The sequence below is a fragment of the Psychrobacter sp. I-STPA10 genome (assembly GCF_021012795.1).
GTDB lineage: Bacteria > Pseudomonadota > Gammaproteobacteria > Pseudomonadales > Moraxellaceae > Psychrobacter.
The window spans coordinates 20,805-35,686 of record NZ_VFYU01000020.1; the positions used below are offsets into that span (position 1 = coordinate 20,805).

The 14,882-nt window shown below is 41.0% G+C and carries 13 protein-coding genes; 8 read left to right on the plus strand and 5 right to left on the minus strand.

Annotated features, from left to right (window positions below):
- Positions 1-39: 39 nt before the first annotated feature.
- From trpD to FHK89_RS10145, 3 genes are all read left to right on the plus strand, one after another.
- Positions 40-1,146, plus strand: coding sequence for an anthranilate phosphoribosyltransferase (gene trpD, locus FHK89_RS10135; protein WP_230659683.1), 1,107 nt, complete (start codon positions 40-42; stop codon positions 1,144-1,146).
- Positions 1,147-1,283: 137 nt separating this feature from the next.
- Positions 1,284-2,144, plus strand: coding sequence for an indole-3-glycerol phosphate synthase TrpC (gene trpC / locus FHK89_RS10140; protein WP_230659686.1), 861 nt, complete (start codon positions 1,284-1,286; stop codon positions 2,142-2,144).
- 38 nt (positions 2,145-2,182) lie between these two features.
- Positions 2,183-2,908: a Smr/MutS family protein gene (locus FHK89_RS10145; protein ID WP_230659690.1), complete on the plus strand. Its 726-nt coding sequence runs from the start codon at positions 2,183-2,185 to the stop codon at positions 2,906-2,908.
- Between the two features lie 209 nt (positions 2,909-3,117).
- On the opposite strand, the gene FHK89_RS10150 is transcribed toward FHK89_RS10145, so the two are convergent.
- Positions 3,118-4,893, minus strand: coding sequence for a mechanosensitive ion channel family protein (locus FHK89_RS10150; RefSeq protein WP_230659693.1), 1,776 nt, complete (start codon positions 4,891-4,893; stop codon positions 3,118-3,120).
- 400 nt (positions 4,894-5,293) lie between these two features.
- On the opposite strand from FHK89_RS10150, the gene FHK89_RS10155 reads away from it, so the two are divergent.
- On the plus strand, positions 5,294-7,219 hold the full coding sequence (locus FHK89_RS10155) for a TonB-dependent receptor plug domain-containing protein (protein ID WP_230659696.1): 1,926 nt from the start codon (positions 5,294-5,296) through the stop codon (positions 7,217-7,219).
- A gap of 94 nt (positions 7,220-7,313) precedes the next feature.
- On the opposite strand, the gene FHK89_RS10160 is transcribed toward FHK89_RS10155, so the two are convergent.
- Positions 7,314-7,520 carry a DUF2905 family protein gene (locus FHK89_RS10160; protein WP_230659699.1) on the minus strand — a complete coding sequence of 69 codons (207 nt, stop codon included), beginning with the start codon at positions 7,518-7,520 and terminating at the stop codon, positions 7,314-7,316.
- Between the two features lie 224 nt (positions 7,521-7,744).
- Here FHK89_RS10160 and purD point away from each other — a divergent pair, with 224 nt between their 5' ends.
- Together purD and FHK89_RS10170 are read left to right on the plus strand one after the other, a co-directional pair.
- Positions 7,745-9,049 carry a phosphoribosylamine--glycine ligase gene (purD, locus tag FHK89_RS10165; RefSeq protein WP_230659702.1) on the plus strand — a complete coding sequence of 435 codons (1,305 nt, stop codon included), beginning with the start codon at positions 7,745-7,747 and terminating at the stop codon, positions 9,047-9,049.
- Positions 9,050-9,089: 40 nt separating this feature from the next.
- Positions 9,090-10,547, plus strand: coding sequence for an ABC1 kinase family protein (locus tag FHK89_RS10170; RefSeq protein WP_230659705.1), 1,458 nt, complete (start codon positions 9,090-9,092; stop codon positions 10,545-10,547).
- Positions 10,548-10,800: 253 nt separating this feature from the next.
- Here FHK89_RS10170 and FHK89_RS10175 read toward each other — a convergent pair whose 3' ends face one another.
- The gene (locus tag FHK89_RS10175; RefSeq protein ID WP_230659708.1) at positions 10,801-11,274 is read right to left on the minus strand and encodes a GIY-YIG nuclease family protein; all 474 of its coding nucleotides are present in this window, start codon (positions 11,272-11,274) and stop codon (positions 10,801-10,803) included.
- A 101-nt stretch (positions 11,275-11,375) separates the two neighbouring features.
- A complete protein-coding gene (locus FHK89_RS10180) occupies positions 11,376-12,029 on the minus strand; it encodes a DUF938 domain-containing protein (RefSeq protein WP_230659711.1) in 654 nt (217 codons plus the stop codon).
- Between the two features lie 184 nt (positions 12,030-12,213).
- Between FHK89_RS10180 and FHK89_RS10185 the strand changes: the two genes are divergently transcribed.
- Both FHK89_RS10185 and FHK89_RS10190 read left to right on the plus strand, forming a co-directional pair.
- Entirely contained in the window at positions 12,214-12,420 is a 207-nt protein-coding gene (locus FHK89_RS10185; protein ID WP_442966582.1) for a DNA gyrase inhibitor YacG, read from the plus strand.
- A gap of 75 nt (positions 12,421-12,495) precedes the next feature.
- Positions 12,496-13,689, plus strand: a complete 1,194-nt coding sequence (locus tag FHK89_RS10190; RefSeq protein ID WP_230659713.1) for an aspartate aminotransferase family protein — start codon at positions 12,496-12,498, stop codon at positions 13,687-13,689.
- A gap of 118 nt (positions 13,690-13,807) precedes the next feature.
- On the opposite strand, the gene FHK89_RS10195 is transcribed toward FHK89_RS10190, so the two are convergent.
- Positions 13,808-14,716, minus strand: coding sequence for a LysR family transcriptional regulator (locus FHK89_RS10195; protein WP_230659716.1), 909 nt, complete (start codon positions 14,714-14,716; stop codon positions 13,808-13,810).
- Between the last annotated feature and the right edge of the window lie 166 nt (positions 14,717-14,882).

Below are 14,882 nucleotides of genomic sequence, written 5' to 3' on the forward strand. Positions count from 1 at the left end.
ACATTTGCTAATAAACAAAGCATATAAAAGAGATTTTTTATGACGACTAATAATACAACCGAGACAATCGAAAATCAGATGAATGATGAGCAAATTCACAACGTCCTGACAACCGCATTAAATCGTATGCTGCAACGCATTGACTTGACCCAAGATGAAATGCAAGATGTGATGAACATCATCATGCAAGGACAATGTAACGATGCGATGATGGGTGCATTACTGGTTGCCCTACGTATGAAAGGCGAGTCTATCGAAGAAATTACTGCTGCTGCCAGCGTGATGCGCCAACTTGCTAATACCATCGAGCCGCAAGGGTGTGACTATTTGGTAGATATCGTGGGGACAGGGGGTGATGACGCCAATTTATTTAATGTCTCCACGGCTTCTGCCTTAGTGGCAGCAGCAGCAGGGGCGCAAGTCGCCAAACATGGCAACCGTGGTGTCTCTTCTAACTCTGGCAGCTCAGACTTATTACAGCAAGCAGGGCTAGATTTATCAATAACACCAGAGCAAGCCAAACAATGCATTGAGCAGCAAGGAATTGGCTTTTTGTTTGCCCCCAATCATCACAAAGCAATGAAATATGCCGTCCCTGTACGCCGTACGCTAAAAGTACGTACAATTTTTAATATCTTAGGACCTTTGACCAACCCTGCGGGTGTGCCAAACTTAGTGATTGGTGTGTTTACCCCTGAGTTGTGCGAGCCGATAGCGCATGTGATGAAAAACCTAGGTGCCAAACATGTGATGGTTGTGGGTGCTAAAGATGGACTTGATGAGATTAGCTTGGCAACTCATACTAAAGTTGCTGAGCTAAAAGATGGTGAGGTCAGTATTTATGACTTGCTACCCGAAGATGCGGGCATCGACTCACAAACACTGGTTGGGCTATCGGTTGACTCGGCTGAACAAAGCTTGACTCTGATTAAAGACGCTTTATCTGGTGAGCCAACCCAACGTCAAGCGGTGCTCAAAGCCCGTGATATGATTGCGCTTAATGCGGGTGCAGCTATCTATGTGGCAGGGCTAGCCAGCAACTTCCCTAACGGTGTTAGTCAAGCACAAACCATTATCCAAAATGGCTCGGCATTAAACAAACTAAACGAATTGGCAAAATTTACCCAAAAACTTGCCAATGCTTAACCAACTTTAGTCTGAGTAACATTGGCTAGTAATGCTAGAGTTGTTAAAAGCAGGCTACTTTTTTGAAACGCTGCCATGTTATGCTTTATGGTGTAAAATTTATTTTATCAGCAAATCCCTAAATTGAGTCCCTAATTATGAGCAATCCTGCCATACCTTCTATATTAAAGCGTATCGTCGCGACCAAACAGCAAGAAGTCAGTGATGCCAAAGCGCAGCATTCACTTGCTTCACTACAAGCAAAAGCTGAGCAGACAGATACCAAACAAAAAATTGCAACATCTCGGCACAGCTTTGCTGGTGCACTACAGCAAAAACAGGCACAACAGCAGATTGGTATCATCGCTGAGATTAAAAAAGCCTCTCCATCTAAAGGCATCATCAATCATAACTTTGAGCCTGAGCTTTTTGCACAGCAATATGAGCAAGCAGGGGCGGCATGTCTATCCGTATTAACCGATGTAGAGTATTTTCAAGGTAGCAATGACTATCTACGTCAAGCCAAAGCCGCTTGTCACTTACCCGTACTACGCAAAGATTTTATGATAGATGAATATCAGATATATCAATCCTATTTATTGGGTGCAGATTGTATTTTGTTGATTATGGCATGTCTAGATGACGAGCAAGTACAGAAGCTACACGAAATCGCCTGCCAACTTGGTATGGACGTACTTATTGAGATTCATAGCCAACAAGAGCTTGAGCGCGCCTTAAAACTGCCACAAAGTGAACATAATATTTATGGTATTAATAATCGTGATTTAAATACCTTCAACACCGATTTAAATACCAGTCTTACTTTGGCAAATCAACTACAAACGGCTTTACAGCACCCTCTTATCGTCAGTGAAAGTGGTATTCATACCCCCGCTGACATTAAGCTGATGACAGACGCCAATATCAGCAGTTTTTTGATTGGTGAACAGTTTATGAAAACATCACACCCTGGCAAACAGTTACAAACCCTACTTGATAGCGTCGCTACAAGCCAGTAAAGTAAACACTGTTTTTTTAATTATTAAAGTTTATTATTATGTCAAATTCATTATTTTCTAAAGAAATGCAAGAGCAGCTCAAAGAGCTAAAAGGTCAACTCAGTCGTGGACGTGATGACGCACCGACTGACGCTGAAAATCGCAAACCCACTGAACCTGTTGCCCTACCTACCAAAAAACAAGTAGAAAAGACAGTCAAACGCTTAGACAGTGAACATGTCGATGATGATAAAGTGTTGTTTATGCAAGCGATGGCTGGCGTGACCCCCATCGAAGATAAAAATACCGTCTCACCAGTCAAAAAACCCACCACCTCTAAGCCTGATGCCACTATCTTATCCAAACGTGCCGCAGCACAAGGTAGTGATGAAGATGCGCTTGGCTCAGGACTATCCGACATGCAAGCATTGCTTAACCCTGTTAGCGGTGAAGCATTTTTGGCATATAAAGTTGCCACACTGCAAAACAAAGTATTTAGTCAGCTCAAACAAGGCAAACTACGCTGGTATGATGCGGTTGATATTCATGGCTGCACCATCGATGAAGCCCGTGCTGCCATGACGCAGCTACTCACGCAAGCGAAAAAAAATGGCGAAACTGTGGTAAAAATTGTACATGGCAAAGGTGCTGATGCAGTATTAAAAACTTGCGTAAATGGCTGGCTACAGCAAATCCCTGAGGTATTGGCTTTTTGCTCAGCACCAGCAAAAGATGGCGGCACAGGTGCGGTATTGGTATTATTAAAAAAATCCAATAAGAGTTAATTGTTAAGTATATTTTGTTCTCACTGATGTCAGTGATATAACAAACCATTAACCATTAAAGAGGCGACTTTAAATAAGCCGCCTCTTTGCGTTTGCAATAGCAATAGCAATAGCAATAGCAATAGCAATATTTTTTAAAAAAGATATACACAGCAACAACACAAACATACGCTACCATCACTCACTGCTATCCTAGTATTATCCTACTCTCACTGATGGTGCATCATATCTGGCAACCCCTTATCTTGTTTCGGTTGTTGCATCTGCTTAATATCTGCATCTAGCACCATCTGCTGGGTCGGTAGTGCATGCTCTACTTCGTATTCTTCTACTTTTGCCAACATATCAAACAATAGCTGATTTTGCTTACCATAAAACTCAATAACGCCACTTGCATCGACATAAGCACGCATTTCAACCACATAGCAATCTTGACGCAGCTCTGCCATACGCACCTGATTCCACTCAGCATTGGTCAGCTCATGATGATCAAGATAGTCATTTAACTCTGTGATCATACGCTGTAATGTGGCTGTGCTGGCATTGCGCTTGATATATAACTGATGCATAAACAAAAACATATCTCTTGGCGCAAAGTTCTCAATACGCAATGAAGAAAAATCACCATTAGGCACAGTAACAATAGTACGACTTGGAGTACGAATACGAGTAGAACGAATACCAATATCGATGACAGTGCCTTCTTGATCACCAAACTTACAATAATCTCCCACACGTACTGGCTGATCAGCCACCACCACCACACTACCCACTAGGTTTTCGATCATTTTTTGTGCACCCAGTGCCAGTGCCAAACCACCAACACCCAGAGCTGCAATACCTGTGGTCAAATCAAAACCCAAATTACCAAAGATAAAAATCATGGCAAAAATAAGCAAGATTGCCTTCGCCAATTTGCGTAGTAAACTTAAAATTGACACACGCTCAGTGTGATTACGCCGATAACTCAACCGCTCCGCTCGATTAAATACCGCATCAATCACTCGCAGCAGCAACCATGTCAGTGCAAACCAAGCTACAATATCTTTAATACGACTCACGGGCTCACGTACAGTCACCGAAACGCCAGCATAAACCATAACCTCGGTCAACACGACTGAGGTTATCACCAATGCCATAGGCAACACCACCTTCGCATCCACAGGCAAAGCCTTACCGCGAACGTGTGGATAAACCAGTTTCAGTAATAAATATAAAACCCCCACTAATAAATAAGCAATAAAACAACAGGTCATTGCCAATAATAATACTGCAACAATATCAGCCAAATTATAACCATAGAACTTTTTATCATCCAAAGCCTGTAAGGTATATCTATCTACCAATGTTGGTTGTACTTCAAATTGTGCTTGTCTAATGGCTTGAATCGTTGCAGCAGATAATTGCCAATACTTATTACCATGTACCGCTGTCTTACGCTCTAAAATCAAATCTATGCTGTTTTGATCACGGCTTACTGTACCAACTTTTTCTTGATTAGGTGGCAGTTGATCAGCAAGATTACCCGCAGGATTACCACTAATTTGTAAATCTGTTTGCAATCGTCCACCTGTATCTAATGCCAGCTTCACCAAACGCACCGTTTCATTGGCATTATCACTTGGGCTGAGGCTTAGATAATTGGCTGCCAATGTGGTGTTATTTTGTGACAACGCATTGATAAATCCCTGTACACTACTACGTGGAGTCTGCCGCCCAAACGGGTCTATCATTTGTTTTTGATCATCAACTGCTGCATTCACCACAGGATCAATATTGGCATCAATGCTGCCCACACCCAATACTGCTGCTGAAGCGCATCCTGTGACAGCAAACAACACACTGATACTAACGAACCACATACGCACAGTCATAAGCAGCCCCATATTGACTAAACAACGATTGACTGAACGGCTGACTAAAAGCAGCTTAGCGTCTTTATGACCGTGTTGATGGTGATTTCTATTCAAAAAAGAAAACTTCATAGCAACTCACGAATGATAAATCACAAAATGATTTAAATGACTGATAATATAGAAAAAAATTTTAAGCTGATAATTATAAATATAAAGTTAAACATCTAAATCGTCCTATCTTACCAAGATTTATTGACATTGCACCCCTTAACTTAACTCAACAATAAACAACATAATAAGACATAATAAAAAGCAACGTTTGCTAAGGATTTAGGTAATAATTAACCTTTATCCATCTGCCATAAAGTCATATTAAAAATATAAAAACACAAAGGTGAATCATATTCATCATAAGATGAAAATTTTATGTCAAATTGGCATTTATAAAAGATGCTTATTTTACGATAATGTTACCCAAGTTTTGTGAAAGATTGTCTTTTGCTACGTTTTACTATCATCAGGATATTTTATGACCCCGTTTTCACCTGTCTTTGCTCGTCGCACACCGCTTAGCATTACAATTTCTGCTATCGTTACTTCGGCTATGCTTCCTACACTTGCCACTGCTGCTGATACACTAGATGCAAGCCTGCCTTCTACCACAGTTGATCCCATTGTCGTCACAGCAACACGTACCCCTACCCTAGTCAGCGATACCATTGCACAAACTCGGGTGGTTGACCAACAAGAACTGCAACGTTTTCAAGGTCAAACTGTGTTTGATGTATTAAAACAGCAACCAGGATTTAGCGCTTTTCAAAATGGTGGCATGGGTACCGCTGGAAACTTTTATGTACGTGGCTATGACAGTAAACAAGTTTTAGTACTCATTGATGGTGTACGCTATGGCTCAATTAGCTCAGGACAAGCGGCTGTCAATCTATTGCCTGCCGATCAAATAGAACGTATCGAAATACTTTACGGTGCATCAGGCTCAAGTATTTATGGCGCAGATGCTATGGGCGGGGTGATTCAAATCTTTACCAAAGGTAGCGATATTAACTCTAGCAATGCTTCTGTGACTGCAGGTATAGGCTCACATAACCAGCGTTTATATGCGGCAAATCTACAGTATCATAATAATCAAGGTACTAATATCAGCCTATCAGCATCACGTAATAAAACTGATGGTATTAATGCGACTCTACCAGATAACTTATATGGCTATAAGGATAAAGATGGCTTTGATAGCAAAAACTATAGCCTAGCATTGAATCAACAGATCAATGGTCAACTCAGTGCTGGCATTGCTGGTATGTATAGCGACTCAACAACAGATTTTGATAATGGCAATAATAACAAACCTGCGTATGCGGACCAGAAAAACGGCGCCGCTCAAGCGCATGTAACATGGCAATACCAACCAAATAGTTCTATTAAATTACAATATGGTCAAAGTATTGATAAAAGTAACAGCTATAGTTATGACAGCTATAAAAAAATTAATCAAAAAAGTACTTTTGATACCACCCAAAAACAAGCCAGTATAGTGGGTACGCATGGTACTGACTATGGTCAAGTGATATATGGTGCTGAACATTTAGAGCAAACATTAGAAACCACAGCTTATACACCAAAAGACCGCAAAGTAACCAGTGGGTTTTTAGGATACCTTTTAGCAAATAATACTGCCGATGCTCAGGCTAATGTTCGTTATGACGATAACTCACAATATGGTAGCCAAACATCTTATAATGTAGGTGCTGCATATCACATCACTCCTAACTTAAGATTTGGTGGTAATTATGCTAAAGGGTTTAGAGCACCAAACTTTAATGAGCTTTACTATACTGGTTCTGGTAATCCTGACCTAAAACCTGAAAGTAGTAATAACTATGAAGCATTTACTGAGTTTAGCTCACCATTGCAAACCACTCGTTTAACGGCTTATCGTAACAATGTCGAAAATTTAGTTACTTATGTTTATCAACCTACCACTGCTAATCCCTGGGCAGGTACCAATCAGAACGTGAATAAAGCCAATATCAAAGGAATCTCACTCACCTCAGACTGGTATCTTGATGATTACTTATTTGGATTAAGCTATGACTACCAACAAGCCAAAGACGCAAGTGGCGGCAAAACTGATGGTAACTTTTTACCCATACGCCCAGAACATAAAGGCTTGGTTTATGTAGGCTATCAATTGCCAGAAGCAAACATACGTGCAGAGTATCAGTATGTTGGTGATTATTATAGTAATGCTGGCAATTTAGACAGTCAAAAAGTTGACCACTATGGTTTATTAAATATCAGTGGTAATTATCAATTAACGCCAAATCTCTCTATGACTGCTCGCCTAAACAACGTCACTAATAAAAAATATATTACCTTACCTGGCTACAATACTGATGGCACCAACTTTATGACTTCTTTAACCTATACTTGGTTCTAAGCTGTCAAGTTATCTTATTATTAATATTAAAAAGACCAACGTCATGTTGGTCTTTTTTAGTTTCAACGGTTACCTAAATAGTTACCTATAAGCATTAACGATTAAATAAATTCAGCAAAATACTACCAATAATACTGATAATAATCATGGACACAATCGGAAAGTATATTTGTGTATTACCAGAGGAATAATGAATATCACCAGGCAGTTTACCTATCCACGCAAACATACTCGGAAAAAGCATCCACACCACACCGATCACAACCAATACCAAGCCAATAATGATTAATAACTTTGCCATCTTGTCCTCTTACACTTTACTCTGTTTACTTATCATACTCAGTAACCATGATAACTACATGATAACTGCTTTTATTTGTTATAATGCTGAGCCATGATATGTTCAACACCATCATTTAGAATATATCCATTGATTGCTATCACTCAGCAACCCCTATCACCATACATTCATAAATATAGTTAGTTAATAGTTAATAACGCCAGTTTTTATAGGATCAAGTGTATATGAATATTTTAATCATTGGCTCAGGCGGACGTGAGCACGCATTGGCTTGGCAATGTGCCAAAGATACCAAAGTAAACAAAGTCTATGTCGCATCAGGAAACGCTGGCAGCGCACTTGAGCCAAAGTGTGAAAATATCAACTTAGATGTGAATAATCATCAAGCAGTGATTGAATTTTGTCAATCATCTAATATAGATTTGGTTATTGTTGGTCCTGAAGCGTCACTGGTTGCAGGCTTGGTTGATGACTGCAAACAAGCAGGCATCAATATCTGGGGGCCTAGCAAATACTGTGCACAGCTAGAGGGCTCCAAAACTTTTGCCAAAGAGTTTATGCTGGCAAACAATATTCCTACTGCTAGCTATCAAGGCTTTACGGACGCAGATGCAGCCAAAGACTATGTCAGTGAGCAAGGTGCACCAATTGTCGTAAAAGCCGATGGCTTGGCAGCAGGTAAAGGCGTGATTGTCGCTGAAACTGTGGCAGAAGCACATGCCGCGATTGATGATATGCTAGCAGATAATAAATTCGGTGATGCTGGCAGTCGGGTGGTGATTGAGCAGTTTTTATCAGGGGAAGAAGCCAGCTTTATTTGTATGATTGATGGCAAAAATATCTTACCCATGGCAACCAGCCAAGACCACAAACGTGTTTTTGAAGGTGATGCAGGACCTAATACAGGTGGTATGGGTGCATACTCGCCTGCACCTGTGGTGACTGATAGCGTATATGAAAAAGTCATGCAGCGTATTATCCAACCTGTCGTTGATGCGATGCAAGCAGCAGGACATCCCTATACTGGATTTTTATATGCTGGTCTAATGATAGATGATGCTGGCGATCCGTATGTGATTGAGTTTAACTGCCGTTTTGGTGATCCTGAAACTCAGCCCATCATGATGCGTCTACAAACTTCTTTGGTTGATTTGGTACAACAAGGTATCGCTGGTAATCTACCTAAGACAGCACAGTGGGATAAACGAGCAGCTCTTGGTATTGTATTGGCTTCCAAAGGTTATCCTGAGACTTCCTCAAAAGGTGATGTGATTACAGGACTGCCGCAAACATCTAGCAACACTGACATAGATACTGTCAAAGTATTTCATGCAGGAACAAAATTTGCTGACACCTCTCAAGATGGTGTGCAAACCATTGAAACCAATGGTGGACGGGTACTTTGTGTAACAGCACTTGGTGACAATATTTTTGATGCTCAGCAAAAAGCCTTAGCAACCACCGCTTCCATTCGTTTTGATGGGGCACATTATCGCCGTGATATTGGTTATCGAGCGATAAATAAATAACACCAATCATACTTTCATCCTTTTGTGATACTGGGGATTTATGGCAAATAATACGACCGAACAAACACTTGATGAACTCAAGACCTCCAGCTTTGATAGACGCTTATCCATCGCAAAGACCTCCTTGCAACTGGGTAAGCGTTGGGCTGGAAATAGCGTCTCTGGTCTATTTATGAACAAAGATCAGCGTGATCAGCGTAACCAAGCATTTCGCCAACAGCAAGCACAATATCTGGCAGATGAGCTTGGCAAACTTAAAGGATCTGTTGTTAAAATCGGACAAATGCTGGCTTTATATGGCGAGCATTTTTTGCCCCCTGAAATTACTGCCGCTCTGCAAAGCCTCAATGATAATACCGCCACGCTCTCATGGCGGGTCATTGAGCAAACCATAAAGACACAGCTTGGTGATTTGTATCAGGAGCTTGAGGTTGAGCCAGTACCTATTGGCACAGCTTCACTGGCACAGGTGCATAGAGCCACCATCACCAGTACAGGTCAGCAAATTGTTCTTAAAGTACAGTACCCTGGCGTCGCAGATGCCATTGACTCCGATCTCAGTCTGTTTAAACAGCTACTAAAAGTCACCAATACCGTGCCACAGACGCGGGCTTTAGATGATTGGTTTGCAGAGATTCAAGATTTGCTGCATCATGAAGTAAACTATCATGCAGAAGCAGCTACTACTGAGCGTTTTTATCAACGCTTACAACATGATAACCGCTATATTGTGCCGCAAATTATCCGTCGTTACAGTAGCGAACGCTTATTATGTATGACGTATGAGCAAGGCGTTCCTGTCACAGATGTCCGCTTACAAAACTTAAGTCAATCACGGCGCAATGCCATCGGACAAGCCATCATAGAGATACTATTACAAGAGATATTTGTTTGGGGTGAAATGCAAACTGACCCTAACTTTGGTAATTATCTGCTGCGTACACATGAAGATGGCAACCTACCTGATCAAATCATTTTGCTTGATTTTGGTGCAATGCGCCAGTTTGATGAGCATCTACTAAGCATTGCCAAATCTTTGATGCAAGCAGGATTTTATCATGACCTACAAGCCATGCAAGCTGCGATGCAAGGTTATGCATTTTTTGACAACATGAGTCCAAAAGTACATCAAGACATGGCACAAGTGTTTTTAACCGCCACTGAGCCATTTAGCTTGCCTGAACATAATGCAGAATTATCGACAGAATTGCTTGATGCAGAGGGACAATATCGCTGGGCTGCCAGTCAACTGCATCAACGAGTGATGAAGCAATCCAGTCAAGCCATGCAGTCATTAGAATTTAGCTTACCCCCCAAAGAATTTATGTTTATTAGCCGTAAATTCATCGGTGCTTATACCTTTTTAACCGTACTAGATGCACGTACAGACAGCCGAGAACTCATCAAGTCTATTACTAAGTCACAACCTGATACCTTTGCGGCTGACATCTTTGATAAAAATACCGCTCACGAAGATATCAGCAATCCCCATAGCTAATAGATTGCACATAACCTATATCTATATATAGTCAATACCTCACTCTCAACTTTACCCCCCTCCTAGCCTCCCCCCTTTTTAAGGGGGAGGAACTGGTTTTTAAGTCCTCCCCTTACTGCAAGGGGAGTATTTGGGAGGGGTCATATATCAATTTAGTAAAATAAGTTGAGAGTGAGGTAATCAATCTAGTACGTAAGCTCAAAAAATGTCATCATAAGGCAAGCTAATACAACCAGCACAGTGGTGAATCAGGCTAGGCAGATGATAAATAAAAAACATGACTTGCACAGCGACAATCACTGCTACCAACCTGTACAAAAGTGCTTAAGCTAGGATGACTTGCCAACAGCTTAGCCAAAGCACACTCTTCAATAGGATCGCTAGCATCAACAGCTACCCAACACCCAAGCATCTGCATGGGTGTACGCAAATAATCAATATGCCAGCGTTTTGCTTTACTCTCATCATTACGCCAATGCCGCCTAACTCGACTATAAAGCCCGCCTGCTCCTCTGGCACTACCCACATAAAAATAAATACTTGCAGGCAGGGTATGAGCCCCCAACTTACCAATATCTAATGTTACCTCAGAAGATAATTGCATTGCCAAAATATACACCCCTTTAGCATGTGGCAAATCAGTAGCAGCATCTATCCAGTTTAAATGCTTTACCACCGCTTGGTTCTCTACTGTAGCAAATAAATCACTCGCTTGTTTTATTTTCATAATTATCAACCATAACCCCATCAATTAAACTTCACTACCAATTAAACCTTACTATTAATTCATCTTGGCTGTTTAATGGAGGTTCAAAAAGTATGCTGTGGCTATTTTTGGTAAATCCAATTATCAAAGCGTGTTATATAACCAGTTGGTTTACGCATATTTAATTGCCAACATATCTCACCTCTTGCCAGATATTTAACTTCAAAATGGGTGCGCGCACTGTCTGTTGCCACTTGGCTACACTGGCTTGGTAATTGCCATATTTGCTTGGCTTGCTGCTGGGCATTATCCATATAACTGGCAATATTGGTTGCTAAAATCACCTCGCCTTCATCTTTGAGGCGTGACAATAAAAACTCAAAAAATGGCATATTGAGCCACTGCTGATTCAGATTATGTGGCTCAGGATTGGGATATAATAAATAAACAGCATCAACTGACTTTGGCGCAAGCGCATACACAATCCAAGCAATCGCATCAGCATGTATAGGCAACAGATTGGGTACATTGTGTTGTTTGGCTAATTTAGCAAATGCTTGAAACTTATTGCTGGTACGCTCAATGGCAATTAAAGTATTATTAGGAAAATTTTTGGCATATTGCAAAGCATGTTTACCTTTACCCGCACCAATCTCTACAATTAATGGTAAATGAGTATTTACGGTTAATATTGATCGTACTGCCTCATCAAAGTCTCTGGGTGGGTGCAGCTTATTGGGTTGAAATGCCCTATTGTGTTGATGCGATAACTTCATTGTTTCTCTCTTAACTATATTAATTTCTCTTAGTGCTCAGCTCATATATCTATATCAAATTTATGAATATTATGCTCACACCATAACAATTTTAGCAGTGATAGACTATAATAAATTTTAGAGGTAATTTTTAAACCACCAATACACCATATAATCATGTTCATCATGACTGGCTATAATGACTATGACCCAATCTGCTCACCAAAAAAACGTTATGATACCAAAAACCTACCCTTGTCCCCGCTGCCAAACACGCACGCCATGGCAAGATAATCCCAACAAACCTTTTTGTAGCGCGCGCTGCAAACTTATTGATTTGGGTGCTTGGGCAAATGAAGACTACAAAGTGGCTGCCGAAGAAACGCCTTTTTCTGGTGAATTACCCGAATAAAATAAGTAATCAGCTCATTCATTTCTTCCCTGTTACATATCTAACATCTCAATCTGACATATTAAAAGGTGAATCATGACCCACTCTTATTTGATGCCCACTTATAATCGCCAACCCATTACCTTTGTACGTGGTGAGGGCAGTTGGCTATATACCCAAGACAATACCGCCTATCTTGATGCACTCACAGGCATTGCTGTTTGTGGGCTTGGACACTGTCATCCTAAAATAACACAAGCCATCACCGAGCAAGCAGCAGCACTGGTGCATACCAGTAACTTGTATGGTATACAGTGGCAAGAGCGTGCAGGGACCGCATTGTGCCAAGCAGCGGGTATGGACAGTGTATTTTTTGCGAACAGTGGCGCAGAAGCCAATGAAGCGGCGTTAAAATTAGCGCGCTTATATGCGCATAATAAAGGCTATAGCCGCCCTAAAGTCATTGTTATGCAGCACTCTTTTCATGGGCGCACTTTGCTGACCGTATCTGCCACTGCCAACGCCAAAGCACGTGAAGGCTTTTTTACCTTAGATGATGATTTTATTCGTGTGCCCTTTGGTGATATTGACGCAATTAAACAAGTGGCAAACAGTGATACCCAAATCGCCGCCATTTTACTTGAGCCGATCCAAGGCGAAGGGGGTCTCAATGCACCTACCCAAGGCTTTGCCTATCTAGAGCAAATACAACAACTATGTGATGAGAATGACTGGCTATTTATGCTCGATGAAGTACAAACAGGGAACGGACGCACAGGCAAATATTTTGCCTTTCAACACAGCAATGCCAAGCCCGATGTGGTAACCACAGCCAAAGGTCTGGGGAATGGCTTTCCTGTGGGTGCATGTATGGTGCGAGGACGTGCCAATGGGCTATTTGGTGCAGGCAGTCATGGTTCGACCTATGGCGGTACTCCCCTAGCCAGTCGTGTGGTATATAGCGTTTATGAGGTACTGGCTAATAGCGATGTGATGGAAAATGCCACAACAGAAGGTGAGTTTATCCGTCAGGCTATGGCAGATAACTTAGCCCAATACGGCGTAAGTAGCCGTGGACATGGGATGATGATTGGTATTGTACTGCCCAGTGATTGGGACTGTAGCTCTCTGGTTGATATTGCTCGAGATGAGCAAAAATTGATTATTAATGTGGTTGGCGGGCACGTTGTACGCTTATTACCTGCGCTTAATATCACTCGTGCTGAAAGTGAGCAGTTGGTTGCGCGTCTCACCGCTGCGATTCATGGCTTAAAAAGTCAAACAAATTAAATAAGACATACGTTAAAACAAAAAAACAGCCCTTAATGGGCTGTTTTTTATCTGTGATTAAAGATAGTGTCTAATAGCAACTATTTTTCGTAATAACATAATAGTCACCCACCACCCATTATGCACTCATTTCTTTATCAAAATACTCTTGTAACACCTCTAAACAGCGTACAATCTTCGCAGGCTGCTGCTCTCTATCTAGCGTTACGGCATACAGTTGATAGCTTGGTAGGTTGTAGTTTGGTAATACTTCAACCAACTCACCAGATGCCAACTCTTTTTCTATATCCACTTGCATCATACTAACCAAACCATGACCCGCTTTTGCTAAAGTCGTCGCAACAAAAATATTGTTCGTTTGAATACGCGAAGTTAATTTAACTTTTGTTTTCTTGTTGGTTTCAGAGTTAGTCAACTCTAATACGTTAGGATCTTTTACCAAGTCAATCCCAATAATTTGACACTGACTAAGATCTTTAGGCGTTTCAAATTTTTCAAATTGCTCTAAATACTTAGGTGATGCCACCAGTACTTGTTTTACTTCTGCCAAAGGATAGCTGGTCATTTTGCTATCATCAATAGAAGGGCTCATACGTACCGCAATATCAATACGTTCATCAATCATATCAATATAGCGATTGTCTGCCAAGAAGTGAATATCTAAATCATCATGCGCATCCACCCACTTAGATAACGCGGGTAGAACATGATTGACACCAAGCTCAGGGGTAGTAGCAATTCTTAAACTACCTGCCAACTCATCACGTAGCTGATTGACTTTCATGCGACCCTGTTCGGCTGCACTGACCACGTTTTTTGCCGCTTCATAAAAGCCTGCACCTGCTTCAGTTAAGCTCAGCTTTCTAGTAGATCGGTGCAATAACACCACACCTAAGTCATTTTCTAAAGAGCGGATTTGCTGGCTCACTGCGCTGGTAGTGATACCAAGCTCTCGTGCTGAGCCACTAAATGACCCATGATTAACAACGCTAGCAAATACTGCCATCCCTCTTAAATTATCTAACATATTTACACACCTAAATTTGAGAACTAAGACTCGTAAGTATATCTTATTGTAGAGAATTTTCTAAGTTTTTCTTTTTAATAAAAGTCGTCTTAATGTTTTTTTTTGCTACTTTTCAGTACATTTGTTCACCAAGACTTGACTAAAATTAAATTTATAAATTTTACAT